Origin of the sequence: Actinoallomurus vinaceus, from assembly GCF_039542055.1 — a bacterium.
Taxonomy (GTDB): Bacteria; Actinomycetota; Actinomycetes; order Streptosporangiales; family Streptosporangiaceae; genus Actinoallomurus; species Actinoallomurus vinaceus.
In genome coordinates this window covers 170,880-191,869 of the sequence record NZ_BAABHK010000007.1, presented here as the reverse complement: position 1 = coordinate 191,869, position 20,990 = coordinate 170,880, and the positions used below count along the sequence as shown (strand labels likewise).

Annotated in this window: 15 protein-coding genes; 8 read left to right on the top strand and 7 right to left on the bottom strand. The window is 71.2% G+C overall.

Going from position 1 to position 20,990, the window contains the following annotated elements; genetic code table 11:
• Positions 1-20 precede the first annotated feature (20 nt).
• The 7 genes from ABEA24_RS25165 to ABEA24_RS25135 all read right to left on the bottom strand — a co-directional run bounded on the left by ABEA24_RS25165 (position 21) and on the right by ABEA24_RS25135 (position 10,349).
• Entirely contained in the window at positions 21-875 is an 855-nt protein-coding gene (locus ABEA24_RS25165; RefSeq protein ID WP_345433502.1) for a hypothetical protein, read from the bottom strand.
• Complete coding sequence (locus ABEA24_RS25160; RefSeq protein ID WP_345433501.1) at positions 875-1,807, bottom strand: ABC transporter ATP-binding protein; 933 nt, start codon at positions 1,805-1,807, stop codon at positions 875-877. The genes ABEA24_RS25165 and ABEA24_RS25160 overlap by 1 nt, the downstream gene beginning before the upstream one ends.
• 171 nt (positions 1,808-1,978) lie before the next feature.
• Positions 1,979-3,508 carry a sensor histidine kinase gene (locus ABEA24_RS25155; RefSeq protein ID WP_345433500.1) on the bottom strand — a complete coding sequence of 510 codons (1,530 nt, stop codon included), beginning with the start codon at positions 3,506-3,508 and terminating at the stop codon, positions 1,979-1,981.
• Entirely contained in the window at positions 3,505-4,239 is a 735-nt protein-coding gene (locus ABEA24_RS25150) for a response regulator transcription factor (RefSeq protein ID WP_345433499.1), read from the bottom strand. Before ABEA24_RS25150 ends, ABEA24_RS25155 begins: the two co-directional genes overlap by 4 nt.
• 28 nt (positions 4,240-4,267) lie before the next feature.
• Positions 4,268-6,475: an ArnT family glycosyltransferase gene (locus ABEA24_RS25145; protein ID WP_345433498.1), complete on the bottom strand. Its 2,208-nt coding sequence runs from the start codon at positions 6,473-6,475 to the stop codon at positions 4,268-4,270.
• 64 nt (positions 6,476-6,539) lie between these two features.
• Complete coding sequence (locus tag ABEA24_RS25140; RefSeq protein ID WP_345433497.1) at positions 6,540-7,811, bottom strand: bifunctional glycosyltransferase family 2/GtrA family protein; 1,272 nt, start codon at positions 7,809-7,811, stop codon at positions 6,540-6,542.
• A 354-nt stretch (positions 7,812-8,165) separates the two neighbouring features.
• Positions 8,166-10,349 carry a glycoside hydrolase domain-containing protein gene (locus tag ABEA24_RS25135; protein ID WP_345433496.1) on the bottom strand — a complete coding sequence of 728 codons (2,184 nt, stop codon included), beginning with the start codon at positions 10,347-10,349 and terminating at the stop codon, positions 8,166-8,168.
• Positions 10,350-10,540: 191 nt separating this feature from the next.
• Between ABEA24_RS25135 and ABEA24_RS25130 the strand changes: the two genes are divergently transcribed.
• The 8 genes from ABEA24_RS25130 (at position 10,541) to ABEA24_RS25095 (ending at position 20,954) form a co-directional block, all read left to right on the top strand.
• Positions 10,541-11,782: a PucR family transcriptional regulator gene (locus ABEA24_RS25130; RefSeq protein ID WP_345433773.1), complete on the top strand. Its 1,242-nt coding sequence runs from the start codon at positions 10,541-10,543 to the stop codon at positions 11,780-11,782.
• A gap of 116 nt (positions 11,783-11,898) precedes the next feature.
• Positions 11,899-12,021 carry a hypothetical protein gene (locus ABEA24_RS25125; protein ID WP_345433495.1) on the top strand — a complete coding sequence of 41 codons (123 nt, stop codon included), beginning with the start codon at positions 11,899-11,901 and terminating at the stop codon, positions 12,019-12,021.
• Positions 12,018-13,820: an AMP-binding protein gene (locus ABEA24_RS25120; RefSeq protein WP_345433494.1), complete on the top strand. Its 1,803-nt coding sequence runs from the start codon at positions 12,018-12,020 to the stop codon at positions 13,818-13,820. The genes ABEA24_RS25125 and ABEA24_RS25120 overlap by 4 nt, the downstream gene beginning before the upstream one ends.
• Positions 13,817-14,737, top strand: a complete 921-nt coding sequence (locus ABEA24_RS25115) for an amidohydrolase family protein (protein ID WP_345433493.1) — start codon at positions 13,817-13,819, stop codon at positions 14,735-14,737. The genes ABEA24_RS25120 and ABEA24_RS25115 overlap by 4 nt, the downstream gene beginning before the upstream one ends.
• Complete coding sequence (locus ABEA24_RS25110) at positions 14,730-16,487, top strand: FAD-dependent monooxygenase (RefSeq protein WP_345433492.1); 1,758 nt, start codon at positions 14,730-14,732, stop codon at positions 16,485-16,487. The genes ABEA24_RS25115 and ABEA24_RS25110 overlap by 8 nt, the downstream gene beginning before the upstream one ends.
• A 238-nt stretch (positions 16,488-16,725) precedes the next feature.
• Positions 16,726-18,600 (top strand): CASTOR/POLLUX-related putative ion channel, encoded by a 1,875-nt coding sequence (locus ABEA24_RS25105; protein WP_345433491.1) that lies wholly within the window; start codon positions 16,726-16,728, stop codon positions 18,598-18,600.
• 319 nt (positions 18,601-18,919) lie between these two features.
• A complete protein-coding gene (tatA, locus tag ABEA24_RS25100; protein WP_345433490.1) occupies positions 18,920-19,240 on the top strand; it encodes a Sec-independent protein translocase subunit TatA in 321 nt (106 codons plus the stop codon).
• A gap of 226 nt (positions 19,241-19,466) precedes the next feature.
• Entirely contained in the window at positions 19,467-20,954 is a 1,488-nt protein-coding gene (locus ABEA24_RS25095) for an LCP family protein (protein ID WP_345433489.1), read from the top strand.
• Positions 20,955-20,990 lie beyond the last annotated feature (36 nt).

The following is a 20,990-nucleotide window of genomic DNA, read 5'->3' as shown; positions in this document are numbered from 1 at the left end:
GCATGTCCTCGGTACTCCGGTCACGCGTCGGAACGGACCAGCCGGTACGCCGCACCGGCCAGGGCCAGCGCCACCCACCCCGCGAACACCGCCAGGCCCGCCCAGGGGCCGAGCTGGTGCGCCGACTGATGGAGGGACATCACCGCCTGGCCGGCGTTGCTGGGCAGGTAGGGGCTGACAGCGTCGGACCACGAGTCGGGCAGCAGCCCGGTCAGGCCGGGCACGATGAGCAGGACTCCCACCAGAACGGCGATGGCGCCCGCGCTGGAGCGGAGCAGCACGCCCAGGGCCACGCCCGCCACGCCCACCAGGCCGAGGTAGAGGCCCGCGCCGACCAGTGCGCGCAGCACCCCGTCGTCCCCCAGGGACAGCGCGATCTTCTCCCCGCGGAGGCCGAGACTGCCCAGCAGGAACGCGGCGAGCGCGCCGGCCGTGGCGAGGGGCACGGAGATCGCACCGAAGACGGCGCTCTTCGACCACAGCACCGGCAGCCGTCTCGGCACCGCCGCCAGCGTGGAACGAATCATGCCAGTACTGTACTCACCTGCGGAAACGAGGACTCCGAGCACGCCGATGGCGAGCTGGGCGAACATCGAACCCAGCAGGGCCAGGCCGACGGCGTCGCTTCCGGAGTTGGAGCCCGGGCCGGGCGGCCCGTTGCTCGCGACGGCGTCGGGACTGTACGTGGCGGAGGCGATCGCCCCGATGGCGACCACCAGGAGCAGGGCCACGCCGAGAGTGATCCAACTGGATCGCAGCGACCAGAACTTGCCCCATTCCGAGCGCAGCACCCTCAGGCCGGTGACCCGGTAGGCGGGCCTGGCGGACCCGCGGGGTTCGGTGGTCGCGGAGTCGGCGAACGCGGTGTCGGTCATCAGGCGGCCCTCCGGCGGGCGGTGTCGGCGGGGGCGCTGTGGTACTCCACAGCGTCACTGGTGAGTTCCATGAACGCTTCCTCCAGCGACACGGTCTGCGGGGTGAGCTCGTACAGCGGTACGCCGTGCTCCACGGCGATCGCCCCGATCTGACGGGAGTCCAGGCCGCTCACCACGAGCTCCTCCGCGGTGGTGGAGGTGATCGTGACGTCCGGGCCGGACAGCAGCAGGCGCAGCCGTTCGCCCTCGGCGGTGGCGACCTTCACACCTCTGCCGCCGGCGTTCTCGATGAAGGCATCGACGGTGGTGTTCGCGAGCAGCCGGCCGCGGCCGATGATGACCAGGTGGTCGGCGATCAGCGCGGTCTCGCTCATCAGGTGGGAGGAGAGCATCACCGTCCGCCCCTCGGCGGCCAGCCCGGACAGCAGCTGCCGTACCCAGAGCACCCCCTCCGGGTCGAGGCCGTTGACCGGCTCGTCGAGCATCACGATCTCCGGATCGCCGAGCAGCGCCGCCGCGATGCCGAGCCGCTGGCCCATGCCGAGGGAGAAGGCGCCGGCCCTCTTGTGGGCCACGCTGCCCAGGCCGGCCAGTTCGATGACCTCGTCGACCCGGGAGCGAGGGATCCCGTGGGTGCGGGCGAGAGCCATCAGGTGGGCGAAGGCGGTGCGGCCCGGATGGACCGACCTGGCCTCCAGCAGGGTGCCGATCTCCTGCAGCGGCGCGGCGTGCTCGGCATAGCGTCGGCCGCCCACCGTGACCGTGCCGCTGGTGGGCGCGTCCAAGCCGATGATCATGCGCATCGTCGTGGACTTGCCCGCGCCGTTGGGACCGAGGAATCCGGTGACCTGCCCGGGCTGCACCGTGAAGCTCAACCGGTCGACCGCCGTCTTGTCCCCATACCGCTTCGTCAGCTCATGTACGTCGATCATGTACGTCGATCCCCGCCTCTGTTCTCGCGGCCCCGGCCGGTCCGGAGCGCGTGGCCATCACGCTAGGTACGGAACCGGCCGGACCCCTGGGACCAGGGGAGGCACTTCGGCACCGCGGTGGTACCGCGGTACCACTGCGAGTACGGCCGTGGTCGGCACTCCAGGCCGGGCTCAGGGCGTACCGGAGCCTGCGGGCAGCACGAGCCGGAAGACGCTTCCGCGTCCGATGGCGGTCTCGAGTTCCAGCCGGCCGCCGTGACCCTGGGCGATCGCGCTCGCGATGGCCAGGCCGAGGCCGGAGCCGCCGTGATCGTGGGAGCGGGACGGGTCGACCCGGTAGAAGCGTTCGAAGACCCGGTCGGCCGCTTCGGGGGACAGACCGGGGCCTTGGTCCGCCACCTCCAGTACGCAGATCCGCGTTCCCTCCCGCAGCGGTGGCGAGGGGCTCGTCCGGCCGGGCCGATTCGTGCCGCCGGTCGTGGGGCCGGCCCGCCCGCTTCCGACGCGTACGTCCACCCTCGTACCGGGCGGAGTGTGCGTCAGCGCGTTGGACAGCAGATTGCCCACGACCTGCCGTAGCCGGTGCGGATCGCCGGTCGCCTCGACCAGCTCCAGTTCGTCCTCGTCGGCGGCCGCCCCGGTGCCGAGGGCGCCCAGCCGGATCGGGTGCCCGTGGCTCTGGTGTGCCGCCGCGCTCACGGAGTCGGCGGCGACCGACAGCAGGTCGACCCGCTCGCTGCGGTAGGCGGGTTCCTTGTCCAGCCTGGCCAGCAGCAGGAGATCGTCGATGAGCAGGCCGATCCGCTCGGCGTTCTGGGCGATCAGCCGGTCGGCCTCGCGCCGTTCGGAGCTCGACCGTCCCTCATGGCGCAGGGCCAGTTGGGCGAAGCCCTGGATGGAGGTGAGCGGTGTGCGCAGTTCGTGTCCGGCGTCGGCGACGAACCGGCGCAGCCGGGCCTCGGAGACCTCGCGTTCGCGGAGGGCCTGTTCCAGCCTGTCCAGCATCGTGTTCAGCACGGTGCCGAGGCGGCCCACCTCGGTACGGGGGTCGGTGTCCGGCAGCCGCAGGCTCAGGTCCCTGACCGTGATGTCCTGCGCGGACCGCTCCATGCGCGTCAGCGGCAGCAGGCCGATCCGGACGACCCAACGGCTGAGCGCGATCAGACCGGTGAGGGTGGCGGCCAGCACGATGCCGTTGAGCCACAACAACTTGGAGGTCGCGCCGTCCAACGTGTCCAGGGGCAGCGCGACGACGTACCAGGTGTGATCGGGCTCTGTCTTCTTCCGGATCCGCCAGCGCCCGTCACCGGAGACGGCCGGGACGGTGGCCGGCCGGCGGTCGGCCGGACGCGACCGGCCGACGGAGTCGGGGAGATCCGGCCCCGGAGCCTTGCCGGTGCCGAGGATGCCCAGCTCGCGGCCTGCCGCGTCGTAGAAGGTGAGGCGGAAGTCGGAGGGCAGGTTCACCGAGCCGGGATCCGGAGGCCGGGGCATCTCGGCGATACGGGAGAAGGCCTGCTGCGGCAGGAAGAAGTCGTCGAGCTGCTCATCGACGCGATTCAGCAGCCATGAGCGCAGCACCAGGAATCCGATGGTCTGAGCGGCAAGGACCGCGACGGCCGCCAGCAGCGCCGCACCCCACACCAGGCGGCTGCGCAACGATCTGGGCCGTGCGGCGCGCAGCCGGATCCGGCGGGTCACCCCTCGGCCCGCGGGGTGTGGTCGCGCGGCAGGCGCAGGCAGTACCCCACGCCCCGCTCCGTGTGGATCAGCGGCGGATCGAGGCTGTCGATCTTGCGCCGCAGGTACTTCACATACGTTTCGACGATGCGGCCGTCGCCGGAGAAGTCATAGCCCCAGACGCGGTCGAGGATCTGGCTCTTGCTCAACACCCGGTTGGCGTTCTCCATCAGGAAGGCCAGCAGCTTGAACTCGGTTGGGGACAGCGGGATGTACCGCCCCGCCCGATGGACCTCGTGCGCCCCCTCGTCCAGTTCGAGGTCCGCGTAGCGCAGCACCTCGGCCTCTCCCGCGCCGTACGGGACGTCGTGCCCCGTACGGCGCAGGATGGCGCGGATGCGCAGGATCACCTCTTCGACGCTGAACGGCTTGCCGACGTAGTCGTCGCCGCCCGCGCCGAGGCCGGCGATGCGGTCGTCGATCTCCGTGCGGGCCGTCAGGAAGAGGACCGGTGTCCGCACGCCGACCGCGCGCAGGCCTCGGGTGACCTCGAAGCCGTCGAGGTCGGGCAGCATCACGTCGAGCAACAGGAGGTCGGGGCGGAAGCGCTCGACCTCCAGCAGGGCGCCGTGCCCCGTGGCGACACTGCTCACCTGGTATCCGGACAGGCCCAGGGCCGACTCCAGCAGGAAGCGGATGCCGGGGTCGTCCTCCACCACGAGGATGCGCTGGGTTGCGGGCTGCTCGGCCATGTCGCGTCGTGGTCCGTTCTGCCGTCGCCTACTTCTTGGCGGCGCAGTCGTACAGGGTGGTGCCGGCGCCCATCATGCCGAGGAATCCGGAACCGTTGCCGGTCGAGCCGCCGGCGCTGCCGCCGTAAGCGGAGGGCGGGACCTTGGTGCAGTGGTCGCTGATCCACTTGGAGCGCTGAGCGGCGTGGCTGTTCTTACCGCCCGCCATCGCGCCGAAGCCGACGCCAACCGCGCCCGAGCCCAGGACGTAGCGCAGCTCGCCCTTGCCGGTCCACGTCTCCAGCTGCTTGACGGACGGCGCGTCGTCCGTGCCGATGAAGCCGCCCATGCCGATGACCGTGGCGTCGCTGTTGAGGATGAATGAGGCCGCGGCCATGGCACCTCCATCGACGGCGAGCCTGATCCGGGCGGAGCCGGAGTGCTCGACCGCGTACTTGAGGATCTTGCGCTGATCGGTGGAGAGGCCGGTGCCTCCGAAGAGCCCGCGCATGTCGCCCATGCCTCCCGCGCCGCCACCGCCACCGCCGAAGCCGGGCATGCCCTCCGGCATCCTGCCTGGTCCTCCACCGGGCATCCCGGACGGCGCACCCTGTGGCATTTCGCCGGAGCCTCCGCCGGGCATGCCACCCGTGCCGCCGCCGAAGCCCTCGGGCAGCTCGAAGCCTTCGGGCAGCTTGAAACCCTTGGGCGGCTTGAAGCCCCCGGAGCCGGAGCCCCCGCCCGGGAAGGAAGCCGGGCCGGCCGTGGGGTTCGCGCCGCCCATCGCGGAGTTGGACCCGGGAACACTGACCGCCCAGGCACCGGGCGCCAGCAGTACGGCCAGGACGGCACCGCCCAGGGCGGCCGGCAGCAGTCGGTGCCGCCGGCCCGAGAACAGCAGGAGTGCGATCGCGCCGAGTCCGGCGAGCACCACCGGCCACGCCAGCCAGCCGTTCCAGGAGGACTGCCGCTCGATCATGACGACCGCCCAGACGATCGTGACCAGCACGGCGCCGGCCCCCGTCGGCAGGGCCCAGCGGGCACCGGCCCGATGGGCGCGGGAGAGCGCGGTCGCGAGGCCCGCGGTGAGCGCGGCGACGGCGGGGGCCAGCTGCGTCGTGTAGTACGGGTGGAACGTGCCCTCCTGGGTGGCGAACACGAGCCCGCACACGACCAGCCAGGTTCCCCACAGAATCCACCCGGAGACGGCCAGCGGCTCGCCCGTGGTCGTGCCGCCGCGTCGGCGCAGCACCACGACGGTCACCGCCACGCCCAGCGCGACCCCGCACAGTGGCAGCAGCCAGCTGATCTGGCCGCCGACCTGGTCATTGAAGAGCCGGCCGAGCCCGGCGGATCCACCGAAGGAGATCCCGCCCATCCCGCCGGTGGCACCGTTCTCGCCGAAGATCCGGCCGAGCCCGTTGTAACCGATCACCAGGTTCCAGGCCGAGCCGTCCTCGCTGCCGCCGATGTACGGCCGGTCGCCGGGCCACAGCGCCACCATGGCCACCCACCACAGGGAGGTCACCGCCAGCACCGCCCCCGCGATCAGCAGACGGCGCACGCGGACGAGCCAGGTCCCGGCCGCGCCGACAAGCCAGGCCGCCGCGAAGGCCGGGATCACCATCCAGGCGGCCAGCATCTTCGTCAGGAAGCCGACGCCGACGAGGAAGCCGCTGCCGCACAGCCACCACAGGGCCGTCCGGCCGGCCGGAGCCTGCAGGGCCCGGGTCAGCGCGTACGCCGCCGCGACCAGGGACAGCACCAGCAGCGTGTCCGGGTTGTTGTCGCGGTTGATCGCCACCGTGATGGGGGTGAGCGTCATGACCAGCGCGGCGAGCAGCCCGGCGCCTTCGCCCGCCCAGCGGCGTACCGTCCGGTGCAGGACGAGGACCGCCGCGACGCCTTCGAGTATCTGGGGCAGGATCATCGCCCAGCCGTGCAGGCCGAAGATCTTGGTGCTGATCACCTGCGGCCACAGGGCGGCCGGCGGCTTGTCGACCGTGACCACCCCGGCCGGGTCGAACGAGCCGAAGAGGAAGTTGGTCCAGCCGCGGCCCATCGACTTCACCGCGGCCGCGTAGTAGCTGTTGCCCCAGCCGAGGGAGCCGAGGGCCCAGCCGTAGAGCGCCGCGGCCAGCAGCAGGATCGCTCCGAGTGCGGCAGGGGCGGCCCAGCGGGGCAGCGCACGGCCGGCGACGACCGGCGGCGGTGCGCTCGCGGGCGTGGTCGACGGCCCTGGTGATATCTGCGTCATAGGTGCGATTCGCTTTCCTGGAAGAGACGGGGGTATCAGGCCCGGGCTGACGGTGGTGTCGGGCTCAGGACGTGGAGCGCCGGAAGACGGCCAGCCGCAGCACGAGGAAGCGCACGGCGGTGACCAGCACGGAGGAAGCCGTCAGCACGAGGGTTTCGGCGGCCGCCGAAGCGTCCGGACTGCTCTGGCGGTACAGGAGTACGGCGGCGGAGGTGACGAGGTATCCGATGACGAACAAGGCGCCCGCGCCCAGGTGCGCCCGTCCCACTCCCGTATCGGACCAGCGGAACGTCAGGCGGCGGTTGGCCTCGGTGTTGAACACGGTGAGAACCAGCAGCGACACGAGGTTCGCCAGCACGGGCGGCCACCAGCCGCGCAGCAGCCAGTAGAGCAGCGCCTGCCCGATGGTCGAGGCGACGCCGATCGCGACGAAGCAGCCGACCTCCCAGGTGAACCGGGAACGGCCGGTGCCGGAGGCCAGCACCGCGTCCGGATGTTCGGCGGCCGGAGCGGGACGGCGCGGCAGCGCGACCCGGGCGGCGCCGGACGCCTTCAGTCGCGCCATCCGGTACAGACCCCGCAGGTCGTCGGCCGCGGTGCCGACGACGTCGACCCGGGTGTCCACGTCCTCCACCCAGTCGACCGGGACCTCGTGGATGCGCAGTCCGTTGTGCTCGGCCAGCAGCAGGAGTTCGGTGTCGAAGAACCAGGCGTCGTCCTGCGTCTTCTCCAGCAGCGGCCGCAGCACCTCCGTACGGGCCGCCTTGAAACCGCACTGCGCGTCGGTGAACCGCGCTCCGTGCGTCAACCGGATCAGCCCGTTGTAGCAGCGGGAGATCAGCTCACGGCGAGGCCCGCGTACGGTCCGCGCGCCGGCCGCGAGACGGCTGCCGATGGCCAGGTCGGAATGACCGCTGGCCAGCGGTGCTATCAGGGGCAGCAGCGCATCGAGCCGGGTGGACAGGTCGACGTCCATGTAGACGACGATGTCGGCCTCGCTGGCGCCCCACACGGTACGCAGCGCCAGGCCGCGGCCCTTGCGGTCCAGGTGGAACACCCCTACTCCGGGCAGCTCGTCGGCCAGTTCCGCCGCCACCTCGAAGGTCCGGTCGAGGCTGGCGTTGTCCGCCACCGTGATCCGCCACGGGAACGGCAGCTGCTCACGCAGCCTGGCGTGCAGGGTGCGCAGGCAGCCGGGCAGCGCACGCTCCTCGTTGTAGACGGGAACGACGATCTCGACGGTGGCGGTGTTCGTACCGGACGGGTCGGAGTGACCAGGTCGGGCTGCGGGCTGGAAGCCGCGAGCGATGCTCAGTCCACTGGAAGTCTGGGGCATGGATTCCTCGTACGGAGAGGCGGCGATGGGGCGACGCGTCGCGCCGAGGCCCCGGCACGTGGCGTCGCCGACCGGAGCGGTGATGCCATGTGCCGTGAGCCGTGCAGAACCATCGCGGCCCCGGCAGGGAAACCCGCGACAGCGAGCTGGGAATTCGCCGAGAATTCGTGCTCACACGGTAAGAAGCCGTGGACGGGAAACCCTGGTACCGAGGGGGACAATGACGGGACACCGGTGGTACCGCGGTACCACTCGACTCATGAGCAGGCATGCGATCGGCGCGCTGTGCCGATCGCATGCCTGCGAAATCACGCTGAGGATGGACGAAGGCGCGCGTACGCGCTCAGCGGTCTGTCAGCTCTGCTGCGGTGTCAGCAACCGGAGGGACACGTCGCTCGCGTAGAGGTTGACCGGGCCGGTGTCCGCCGTACGGATCTGGACGTGGGTGTCCGCCGCCGACGGGACCGCGCCCTGGATGGTCAGCGTCTGCGGCGTGCCGGTCAGCTGGACGGTCTGGCTGGTCAAGTCCTGCTGCCCGTTCCAGAAGTCCAGGTAGACCGTACCGGTGCCCTCCAGGGTGATCGAGGCCTGGTAGCTCTGGCCCGCGGGCAGCCCGGACTCCGGATCGACCCAGATCCAGGTGTTGGGCGCCGCGTTGGTCTCGGTCCAGTGCACCGCGCTCTTCCCTTCGGGTGAGGTGGCGGAGTCGACGGTGCCGGGCACCGAGCCCACGCCGTTCTGCACCGGCCCGTGCCAGGACAGTTCGCCGGTGGGCGCGCTGCCGAGCAGGTTGGGTCCGGTCGGGGTGAGGATGACCGGCTTGCGTCCCGGCGGGAACTTCAGCGGCCCGGCCGGGTAGGACGGGGGTGCGTCGGAGGCCGTGGCCGCCCACGACGTGTCGGCGGTGGGCGTGAGGGTGAACGCGAGCTCGGTGGTGGCCGGTCGGCTCGACGGGGCGTCGGCCCCGGTGAGCAGCGACGCGGACAGCCAGGCCGGAGCCCAGGGCTTCCCGTTGACGGACACGCCGTGCACGTAGGCGGTCGTCGAGGCGCCCGGCGCGGTCAGCTTGAGGTGGTGGCCGCCGGGCAGGTCGAACTCGGCCCGGGAGAAGATCGGCGCGCCCAGCGCGAGCACCGGTGTGCCCGGGGTCGCCGGGTACATGCCGAGGCTGGACCAGACGTACCAGGAGCTCATGGAGCCGAGGTCGTCGTTGCCGGGCTCACCGCCGGGTGTGTCCGCGTACACCGAGGTGAGCAGGCGGTGCACGATCTCCCCGGCCGGCCTGCCGTCGGGCCCTGCGGGCACGCGCGGAGCGCCGGTGCCGTGCGTGCTCATCTTCGTGCTGCCGGGCGTCTTCACGACGGTCTCCTGGCGGATCGAAACCGCCGAGGCCAGCAGGTCGACCGGGCCGTCGCCCGCGGTGCGCACCTGGAACTGCGGCCTGCCGATGGAGCCGGTCGGGATCGGGGCGTCCACCGTCAGGGTGACCGGGGTGGAGGTGAGCTTGACGGCCTTTCCGCCGACGTCCTGCCGCCCGTTGTAGAAGTTGAGGTAGACGTTGCCGCTGCCCTGCAGGGTGACGGTGGCCTGGTAGGTGTCGCCCTGGGGCAGAGCCGGGGGCGTGGTCTCGATCCAGGTGTTGGCGAGGGCGTTGCTCTGCTTCCAGGCGACGGCGCTGCTCCCGTCGGGCGTCTTCGCGGGGGTGATGCTCGCCGCGGTTCCGCCGCTCGCCACCTCGTGGTAGCTCCAGGGAAGGTCACCGGCCTGCTGGGTGAAGACGTTCGGCCCGGTGGGCGCGGTGTGCCACGTGCCGTACGAGGAGAACGGCCGGGAGAACTTGGCGACGAAGTGCACCGGATACGTCCCCGGCGAACCGCAGAACTGCCCGGCCGTCTCCGTGCCGGTCACCTCGTCGTCGCCCACCACCTGAACGCTCGCCGACTGGTTGCCGGACTGCGCGGCGCCCATCTTGAACAGCAGGTTCGCGGCGGTGGTGCCGGGATAGGTGAACCGCCCGATGCCGGTACGGGCGGTGGCCGCCAGGTCGGCCCGTACGGCCGTGGGCTTACCCGGGTTGAGCCCGACCGAGTACGAGCCCGGCGCGGCGTGCTCGTCGCCGTGCTGGAACGCCGCGGTGGTGTTCGCCGGGTCGTCGTCCAGCGCGCCCACGGTCGGCAGGATGGGGAAGTCGCCGAAGGCGCCGCAGCCCGGGCCGGACATGTGGGTGAGGCTGAAGCCGGTGATGGCGGAGTCGTCGTAGTTGTAGCCGCCACCGTCGGGTCGGGAGGGCGTGTCCGGGCTGAAGGACACCATGCCGAAGGGGGCCGTCGCTCCCGGATAGGTGTCCACCTGTCCGACCGTGGCACCGCCGGATCCGGTTCCGATCAGGGGATCGACCAGCGACGCGGGGTCGCTCACGAGCGCGTCCCCGGCGGAGCCGCCCGGCGGGGAGACGGCCAGGGCGCGGGCCCCGGCCGTTGCGCCGCCGCCGGCCGCGAGCGTCCCGGCGGCCGCGATGACGACCACGAGGGCCCTCAAGAGCCGGCTTCGCGAAGGTCTGTGTCGAAGGGGCATGCGGGGGAACCTCTCCCTATGACAACGTTGTCCAGGTTGTAACCTTTCGGGCGCTGCCGTACAACCCCTCCTAGTTGTCCTAACGAAATGATCATCCTCGTGTTCGGGCGTCCGTCGTCCACTGACGTGGTGTTAAGACTTGCCAGGTGAGTGAGATGCCGTACCAGTGGCTGCTGGGCCTACGGGCGGAGGGCGGCGGGCACGCGCCTGCGGCGTCCCCCGTCACCCTGGCCTTCGCCCGCGAGACGATCGGGGAGGGCCCGACGGGGTGGGCGGTGGAGACGGCCGTGTGGATGACCCAGGAGGTCATCCGGCAGGTACCCGCCTACGGTGGCGGGCGGACCTCGTTCGAGACGCTGCGGCGTTCGGTGGAGGCCAGCGTGCTGGCCGCGCTGGTCGGGCTGTTGCTCGACGTCCGCCCGTCGCCGGAGATGGTGCCGGTGGAGGCGGTGGAGGGCAACGCGGAGCTGGTACGGCGCGGGGTGCCGCTGGATCTGGTGCTGCGCGGGGTGCGGATCGGGCACGCGTGCCTGCATCAGCGGTTCATGGACGCGATCGACGCCCAGGGCGAACCGGTGCGGCCGGCGGAGAGCCATCGGGTGAGCGAGTTGCTGTTCTCCTACGCCGACGCGCACGCCAGCCGGATGGCCGAGGAGTACATCGCCGAGCGGGACCGCTGGCAGGCCAGCACGGAGGCGGCGCGGCGCCGGATCGTGGAGGACGTCCTGGCCGGGCGGCGCATCGATCAGGAGGCGGCGAGCCGGACCCTGGGTTATGAGCTGGCCCGGCACCATCTCGCCTTCGTGGTCGCCGCCGATGAGCTCGACACCCCGGCCGAGGTGCTGCGGCGCTTCGCCGCGGAGGTCAGCCGGTCCGTCGGCGGGCAGGGGGTGCTGACCGTGCAGGCGGGTCCGTCGGACGTGTGGGCCTGGACGGCCTGGCCGGCGCCGGCCGCCCCCGCGCTGGAGATCCGGGTGCCGGAGGGGCTGCGGCTGGCGGTAGGGCCGCCCGCGTACGGGGTGGCGGGGTTCCGGCGCAGCCATCTGGGCGCGCGGGAGGCGCAGGGTTTCCTCGGCGAGGACGTGCGGCTCTGCCGGTACGCCGACATCCGGGTACGGTCGCTGCTGGCCGCGCGAGGAGAGCCGGCCCGCTGGTTCGCCGAGGAGACGCTGGGCGCGTTGCTCGGTGGAGACAGGCGGACGGCGGAACTGCGCGAGACCCTGCGCGTCTACCTGGCCGCGGGCCGCAGTCCGCAGCGCGCGGCCGAACTGCTGCACGTCTCCCGCAACACCGTGTCCTACCGGATCAAACGGGCCGAGGAACTGCTCGGACACGCCCTGCCGGACGACCTGCTGGACCTGCGCTTGGCCCTGGAGATCGCCCGTACTCCGCCCTGAGCCCGACCTGCGCGCCGAGCCCAATCACCGGCGGTGTTTTCAGGCTGCGAGCACAAGCGGCCGGACACCGTGCCTTCGTTAAATCGGCGTGACGAGCCGATGACGAAGGGAAGCTCATGCGGGTTGCCAACCTCGCCGGCCGGGCGGTGCTGCTCGCCGGCGGCGGCACGATCGACATCGAGAAGGGCATCAGAGGGCGCAGCGTGACCGTCATGGGGCCTACAGGGGAGGCCACGTGACTCACCACACCGTGGGCGACCGCCCCCTGGTCCTGGAGCCCGGAGACCTGCCGCTGGTGGAGACGGTCCCGCTGGCCGAGCGGAGCCTGCCCGCCTCCACCTATGACCTGCTGCGCCGCACCGCCACCACGACCCCGGACGCGCCCGCCCTGCACCTGCTGGGCGAGGGCGAGGAGGTCACCTGGAGCTACGCCGAGCTGCTGGCCCGCGTGCACCGGGCCGCCAACCTCTACACAGGCCTGGGGCTGGCCGCGGGCGGGACGGTGGGCCTGCTGCTGCCCAACTCCGGCCACACCTACGCCGCCCTGCTGGGAGCCCAGGCCGTCGGCATCGCCAACCCGGTCAACCCGATGCTGGCCGACGAGCACATCGTCGACATCTTCCGCCTCACCAAGGCCGAGATCCTGGTCGTGTCCGCGGCCCTGGGGGAGAAGGCGCAGCGCGTCGCCGAGCGCCTGCCGGGCCTGCGCGCGCTGCTGGTCGCCGGCGGAGACGCCGTCGACGCGCCGGGCGGCGATTTCGAGCGGCTCGCCGCCGAACAGCCCGGCGACCGGCTGATCACCTCCTACGGGCCCGGACCACAGGAGCTCGCCGCCTACTTCCACACCGGCGGCACCACCGGCATCCCCAAGGTCGCCCCGCACACCCACGCGATGGAGGTCTACATGGCCTGGGCGCTCGGCTGCTCGGGCGCCTACGTGGGAGGCGGGGTGGCGCTGGCCGGGCTCCCGCTCTTCCACGTCAACGCCTTGCACGTCACCGGCCTGGCGCCGTTCATGCACGGCGCGAGCGTGGTCAGCCTCGGCCCGCTCGGCTACCGCGACAAGACGCTCATGGCCGGCTTCTGGCGCATCGTCGAGCGCTATCGGGTCACCGCGTTCTCGGCCGTGCCGACCGTGTACGCGAATCTGCCGCCCGTACCCGAGGGGGTGGACATCTCCAGCCTGCGCGCGGGCGCGGTCGGCGCCGCCCCGCTGCCCGGACGGGTCCGCGCCGACTTCGAGCAGGCGGTCAAGGTGCCGATGCTCGAGGGGTACGGGCTGACCGAGGCCACCTGCGCCAGTGCCGCCACCCCGGCCTTCGCGCCCCGGGCCGGGTCGGTCGGGCTGCGCCTGCCGTACCAGCACATCAAGGCCGTCACCGTGGACGCCGACGACCGCCCGACCGGCGACTGCCCGCCGGGCCGGACGGGTGTGCTGGCCATCAGCGGCCCGGCCGTCTTCCCCGGCTACCTGGGCCCGGACGGTCCCGACCCGACCGGCAAGGTCTTCGACGGCTGGCTGGTCACCGGTGATCTCGGGCACGTGGACGCCGACGGCTACGTCCACCTCACCGGCCGGGCCAAGGACCTCATCATCCGCGGCGGCCACAACATCGACCCGCGGCCCATCGAGGAGTCCCTGCTGGCCCACCCGCACGTGAGCGGCGCGGCCGTGGTGGGCCGTCCCGACGCGCACTCCGGCGAGGTGCCCGTCGCGTACGTGACCGTCACCGGCCCGGTCGCCGAGCCCGACCTGCTGGCCTGGGCGCAGACCCGCGCCTCCGAGCCGGCCGCCGCACCCAAGGCCGTCCACGTCGTCGAGGCGCTGCCCACGACCACGGTCGGCAAGCTGTTCAAGCCCGAGCTGGTCGCCGACTCCATCCGCCGGCTTCTCACTGAGCTCGTGCCCGGCCACGCGTTCGACGTCGTCCTGGAGGACGGCCGCGCCGTCGTCCTGATCGGCCCGGATCCGAACCTGGCCGCCGCGCTCGATCGCTACCCCATCCACTACCGCACGGTGCAGGGAGAGCCCAGATGAACCACCGTGTCGACGTGCACCAGCACATGGTCCCCGAGCCGTACGCCCGCCGGCTGCGGTCGCATGGCGTCGACGCGCCCGGCGGCCGGCCGCTCCCGGCGTGGAGCCCGGCCGAGGCGCTGGAGCTGATGGACCGGCAGGGCATCGCCACCGCCATCCTGTCGCTGACCACGCCGGGCGCCTACCTGGGCGACGGCGTTGACGCGGCGTCCGTGGCCAGGCAGGCCAACGAGTACGGCGCCGGGCTGGCCGAAGCCCATCGCGACCGGTTCGGCTTCTTCGCCACGCTGACCCTGCCCGACGTCGAGGCCGCCATCGCCGAGGCCGAGCACGCACTCGGTGAGCTGTCCGCCGACGGGGTGACGCTGCTGGCCAACAGCCGCGGCGTGTACCTGGGCGACCGGGCCTTCGACCCGCTCATGAGGATCCTCGACGAGCGCGCCGCGGTCGTCTTCGTCCACCCGGCCGAACTGCCCGGCCCCGCGATCGAGGGCATCCCGCCGTTCGCCGCCGACTTCCTGCTCGACACCACCCGCGCGGCGTTCAACCTGGTCAAGCGCGATGTGCCACGACGTTTCCCGCGCATCCGCTTCATTCTGGCCCACGCCGGCGGCTTCGTCCCGTACGCGGCGCACCGCCTGGCGATCACCGTCTTCAACGACACCGGCCGCGATCCGAACCAGGTGCTGGAGGACTTCGGCGGCTTCTACTTCGACACCGCCCTGTCGGCCAGCCCCGCCGCGCTGCCCTCGCTGCTGGCCTTCGCCCGACCCGGCCACGTGCTGTACGGCAGCGACTGGCCCTTCGCCCCCGAACCAGCCGTGGCGTACTTCAACACCTGGGCCGACGACGCGGCGATCGACCACGGCAACGCCCGTGAACTCTTCCCCCGCCTGAAGGAGGCACCCCGTGCATGACGTGCTCATCGTGGGCGGCGGCGGTGCCGGCCTAACCGCCTCCATGCTGCTGTCCCGGCTCGGCGTCGACCATCTGCTCGTCAGCGCGCTGCCGACCACCTCGGTGCTGCCCAAGGCGCACGTGCTCAACCAGCGCACCATGGAGATCTTCGCCGACCTCGGCATCGCCGAGACCGTCTACCGGCGCGCCACACCGCCCGAGCAGATGCGCTACTCCGGCTGGTACGCCGGGCTGGCCGGACCCACCGATGACCACGGCAGGCGCTTCGGCCTGGTCGAATCCTGGGGCTGCGGCGGGTCGTCGCCCGACTGGGCCGCCGCCAGCCCGCAGCACCAGACCAACCTGCCACAGATCCGGCTCGAGCCCGTCCTCAAGGAACGCGCCGAGGAACTGGCCCCCGGCCGGGTGTGCTTCCACCGTGAGCTGACCGCCTTCACACAGGACACCGACGGCGTCACCGCCACCGTCCTGAACCGCGACACCGGCCGCTCCTCCCACATCCGTGCCCGCTACCTGCTGGCCTGCGACGGCGGCCGCACCGTCGGCAGGCGGCTCGGCATCCGCATGGAAGGCGCCCGCGACCTGGCCCGCATCGCCACCGTCCACCTGTCGGCCGACCTGTCGGCGTGGGCCCGCGACCCCGAGGTGCTCATCCGCTGGTTGACCCTCCCGCACACCGGCGGCGGCGCCACCATGGTCCCCATGGGCCCCGACCGCTGGGGCCCGCAGTCCGAAGAATGGGTCGTCCACCTCAACTACGCCACCGACGACCCGCGCGGCCTCGACGACGAGCAGGTGATCGCCGACCTGCGCGCCGCGCTCGGCCTGGCCGACCACCCGATCACCGTGCACCTCATCACCCGCTGGTCCATCGAGGGCGTGGTCGCCGACCGCTTCCGCGACGGCCGCGTCTTCCTGCTGGGCGACGCCGCCCACCGCCACCCGCCCACCGGCGGCCTCGGCCTGAACTCCGCCATCCAGGACGCCGCCAACCTGGCCTGGAAGCTGGCCGCCGTGCTGCACGGTCAGGCCGAAGAGCGGCTGCTGGACACCTACGAGCCGGAGCGCAGGCCGGTCACCGCCCGCAACGTGCAACGCTCAGTGGAGAACGCCCTCAACCACATCGTCACCGCCCAGACCGCCGGCATCTCTCCCGACGCCGACCCGGAGACGAACTGGCGCCAGACGCGCCGGCTGTGGAGCGGCCTGCCCGAGGACGCCGAACACGCCCGCGCGGTCCGCCGCGCCATCGCCGGCCAGTCCATGGAGTTCGACGAGCACAACATCGAGTACGGCTACACCTACACTTCGGCCGCCGTCATCCCCGACGGCACCCCCGAACCCGGCAACCCCGACCCGATCCGCCTGTACCAGCCCTGCGCCCGCCCCGGCCACCCGCTGCCGCACGCCTGGCTGGACGACGAGACCGGCCGCCGCCTGTCCACACACGATCTCCTCCGGCCCGGCCGCTTCCTGCTGATCGCAGGGGAGGACGGCGAGGACTGGTGCCGGGCCGCCGCCGAGCTCGCCGGCGCCTGGCCGCTGGACGCGGTACGCGTGGGCCATCTGGACGGCGATCTGCTCGACCCGCGCTCCACCTGGACCCGCCACCGAGGCCACGGCCCAGGCGGCGCGGTCCTCGTCCGCCCGGACCGGTTCATCGCCTGGCGTGCCCAGGAGGCCGCCGACGCGCCGGCCCGGCTGTCCCAGGCCCTGCGGTCGATCCTCGGAGCGGGCACGACCTCATGACCCGCCACACCGACGCACGATGGTCGCGTCTGCTCCTCAAGCGGTGAAGGTCTGGCGGAGATCGCCGATGCCGTCGATGCTGCTCACCAGCTCGTCTCCGGGGGTGAGCCAGCGTTGAGGCGTGCGACCCAAGCCGACGCCGGGCGGCCGCGTCGGAGGCCCGCCGAGTCCCGTGTGTGCGGCCTGGTAGCTTCATGCGGCGCAGAACACGGCATACGGCGAGACGTGGGGGATCCGAGTGGCTCAGGTGCGGTGGCGGGATCGTGCGCGGTACGCCTTCGACAACACCATGTCGAGGGGCACGCCGGCGCTGATCGGCTGGCTCGGCCTGGCCTCGGCGATCCTGATCGTGGTGATCGCCTCCTTGACGGTGACGCTTGCGCCCGGTGACGCGAAGCAGGATGGGCACTGGCCGGGGATGCTCTGGCGCACCCTGATGCGCGCCATCGATCCGGGCACCGTGGGCGGGGACACCGGCAGCCACATGTATCTAGCGTTGATGCTGGCCGTCACGGTCGGCGGCATCTTCGTCGTCAGCGCCTTGATCGGTGTGCTCACCACCGGCCTGGAATCCAAGATCGCCGATCTGCGCAAAGGGCGTTCGAAGATCATTGAGCGGAACCACACCGTGCTGCTGGGCTGGTCGGACCAGATCTTGACGGTGGTGTCCGAATTGGTGAAGGCCAACGAGAGCCAGCGCCGCTCCTGCGTGGCGATCCTCGCCGACCAGGACAAGGTCGACATGGAAGAGGCGATCCGTCACCACGTCGGCGACACCGGCGGCACCCGGGTGGTCTGCCGCCGCGGCAATCCGCTCAACCGCGCCGACTTGGAACTCGTCAGCCCTGGAACCGCCCGGTCCATCATGGTCATCGCGCCGCCCGCCGATGACCCCGACACCCACGTGATCAAGGTGCTGCTCTCCCTCGGAGCGCGGAAATGGGAGGAGCACCGGCCGCCGGTCGTTGCGGCCGTGACCAACTCGGCCAACCTCCCCGCGGCCAAGCTCGCCGGCGGCCCGGCCGCCCACGTGGTCGACGCCGATGACATCGGCGTCCGGCTGGTCGTGCAGTCCCACCGCCAGTCCGGGCTGTCCACCGTCTGCACCGACCTGCTGGACTTCTCCGGCAACGAGTTCTACCTCCGGTCCGAACCGGCCCTGGCGGGTAGGACGTACGGCGACGCGCTCGACGGGTACGAACTCGGCATCCCGATCGGGCTACGGCGCAGGGACGGCGCCGTAGTGGTCAATCCGCGCATGGACACCGTCATCGAGACCGACGACGAGGTCATCGTGCTGGCCGAGGACGACCTGCTGATCCGGCTCACCGACAGCCCGACGCAGGTCGTCGCCGAGGCGATCAGCGCCACCGAGCCCCAGCCCGCCACGCCCGCCCGAACGCTGCTCATCGGCTGGAACCAACGCGCACCGAAGATCATCAGCCTGCTCGACGCGTTCGCCCGGCCCGGATCGGTCCTGGACGTCGCGGCGCTCCGGGACGACCCGCGCGAGCAGCTCACCGCTCCGGCGAACCTCACGATGGGCTACACCCGCTGCGACCCAACCGACCGGGCCGTGCTGGAGACCCTCGACGTCGGTTCCTACCAGCACGTCATCGTGCTGTCCGACGACGCCTACGAGCCGCAGCACGCCGACGCCCGCACCCTGGTCACGCTGCTGCACCTGCGCGACATGGAGGAGCGCATCGGCGATCCGTACTCGATCGTCAGCGAGATCAATGATGAGGGCAACCGGGAGGTCGCCCAGGTCACCAAGGTCGACGACTTCGTCGTCAGCGCCAGACTCATCAGCCTGCTGCTCACCCAAATGGCCGAGAACCACCACCTGCGGGACGTGTTCGCCAATCTGCTCGACCCCGCCGGGTCGGAGATCTACCTCAAACCCGCCACCGACTACCTCCTGCCCGGCACGTCGGCCAACTTCGCGACCGTCATCGAGGCCGCCCGCAGACGCGGGCAGACGGCGCTGGGGTACCGCAGGCACGAGGCGTTCCACGAGCCGCCCGGTTATGGCGTCGTGCTGAACCCCGACAAGGCCGCACCTCTCACCCTGGCGGCCGACGACCGCGTCATCGTCCTGGCCGAACAGTGACGATCAGCGTGCTGCGGTGATGAAGGCTACGAGCTCCGCAGCGTGGTCCACGTCTTGCCGAGGACATCGGACGCGACGAGAAGGACGTTGAACGCCCAGAAGGTGATCGCCGCCCACGCGTTGCGTCGCCTGGCCATGGCGGATCTCCACGCCTCGGTCGGCTGTGGCACACCATGTCGATCAGGCAGATCCCGCAACTGAGTGTCTGGAGACACGAACACCTCGCCCCCTCGCTCACTTTATATCTATTACTTGTTCAAGTATGCAACTATCGTTAGCCTCAGCGAGTGTGGTCGCGTGCCCGCGACCTACCCTTGACGTGCTGATACGTCCCGACAAGGAGGCGACGATGGGGGAGTTCTCTCCGTGGCACTGGTTGATCGTCGCAGTGGTCGTGCTCGTGCTGTTCGGGTCCAAGAAGCTTCCGGACGCGGCCCGCTCGCTGGGCCGCTCGTTGAGGATCTTCAAATCCGAGGTCGGTGGCCTGCATGCCGACGACGACGCTTCACGGCCCACCGTGACTGCTGCGCCTCAGGTGCCCATCACGGCCGCTCCGGATCCGGCGGGACCGCCGCCCGCGTCACGCGACCAGGCCGGTGGATCGGCCGAGGCTGAAACCGGCCCGGTCGGGCGGGGATGACTGCGCGGTTCCCATGGTGCTCGCGCGTTCACCCGTCCGTCTGCAATCGCTTGAGGCCTTTGTCGGCATCTGATATTTGTACAACTCTGCAACTATCCAGCAGGCGGCTTGGCCGTCACGGTCGCTGAACACGTTGGTGCGCCAGGTCGCGGCCCGCAGGGGATCACCCGATCCGGCCTCAGGACGCTCGACCGGGGCATCGGCGAGCGGAAGGTCGGGAGACTGCATGGCATTGCGTCAGGCTGACCAGCGTGTGGTGTCGGGACACGGGTCCGTTCCGGTCGCCGGATTGTGGCGGGCGCTGGGCCTCACGCTCGCGTCGGTGTTCGTATGGGGCGTGGCGCATATCGGGGCCGGACGCCGCCTGGCCGGCTTCGCCCTCATGGGATTGTTCGGCGCGCTGGTGGCCGGCACCGTGACGGCCGTACTGGGGTTTCAGGAGAAGCTCAAGCAGATCGCGGTTCAGCACACCTGGCTCGGCGCCATCACCATCGGGCTCCTGGCGCTCGCCGTGGTCTGGGCGGTGGTCGTCATCCGCTCCTATCAGGTGGTCCGGCCGGTCGGCCTGCCGCTCGCGATACGCGTCGTGGCGGGCTCCTTGGTCGTGGTGATGACGCTTCTGGTCTGCACGCCGCTGGTGTACGCGGCGAACACCACCTACGTGCTCGGCAACACGCTGTCGAACATCTTCCCCGGAGAAGATCATTCCGGGCAGCAGGTGAACGCCGCGAACCCGTGGAAGAACCTGCCCCGGCTGAACGTCCTGCTGCTGGGCGGTGACGGCGGGCAGGACCGTACCGGCATCCGCACCGACAGCATGACCGTCGCCAGCATCGACACCAAGACCGGCGACACCGTGCTGTTCGGTCTACCCCGGAGCCTGCAGAAGTTCGCGATGCCGCCTCGGCTGCGATCCCGGTGGCCGAACGGCTACACCGGGGATCCCGGGGACCAGGGCCTGCTGAACGAGCTGTACATCATGGGGGAGCGCCATCCGGAGCTCGAACCGGGCTACACGAAGGGGCAGCGCGGCCCGCACCTGCTCGAAGACGTGATCGGGTACCTGCTCGACCTGAAGATCAACTACTACGTCCTGGTGAATCTGGGCGGCTTCAAGGACATCGTGAACGCCATGGGCGGCGTACGGGTGCACATCGAAAAACGGCTGCCGATCGGCGGTGAACCCGAACGAGGCATCCCACCCACCGGCTACCTCGAACCCGGCTGGCACAGGCTCGATGGGGAAAAGGCCCTGTGGTACGGCCGCAGCCGGCACGCCGACGACGACTTCCACCGCATGGACCGCCAGAAGTGCCTGCTGAAGGACATCGCCGACCAGGCCGACCCGCAGACGGTCGTCACCCACTTCGAGAAGCTGGCCAGGGCGGCCCAGAACACCATCTTCACCAACATCCCCTCGGCGCTCCTGCCGGCCCTGGTGAAGTTGTCCGGCACGGTCAAACACGGTGCCGACATCCGGAACCTGGCCTTCAACCCCTACAAACTCGCCGGCTTCCACGTGTACCAACCCGATGTCGCTCTCATGCGCGGGGTGGTCGCCAGGGCCGTCGCGGACAGTGGGAACCCGCAGCCGTCGAGTACGCCGACCTCCGCGGCGAAGAAGAAACACCCGGCGCACAGGACGGTGTCCGCCACGGCGACGCCGCCGAGCACGAGCGGCGGCGCCGTCTCGTTGAAGAACGTCTGCGGTTGAATCGGAGTCATCGATGTACGCGCCAATGCACTCGGA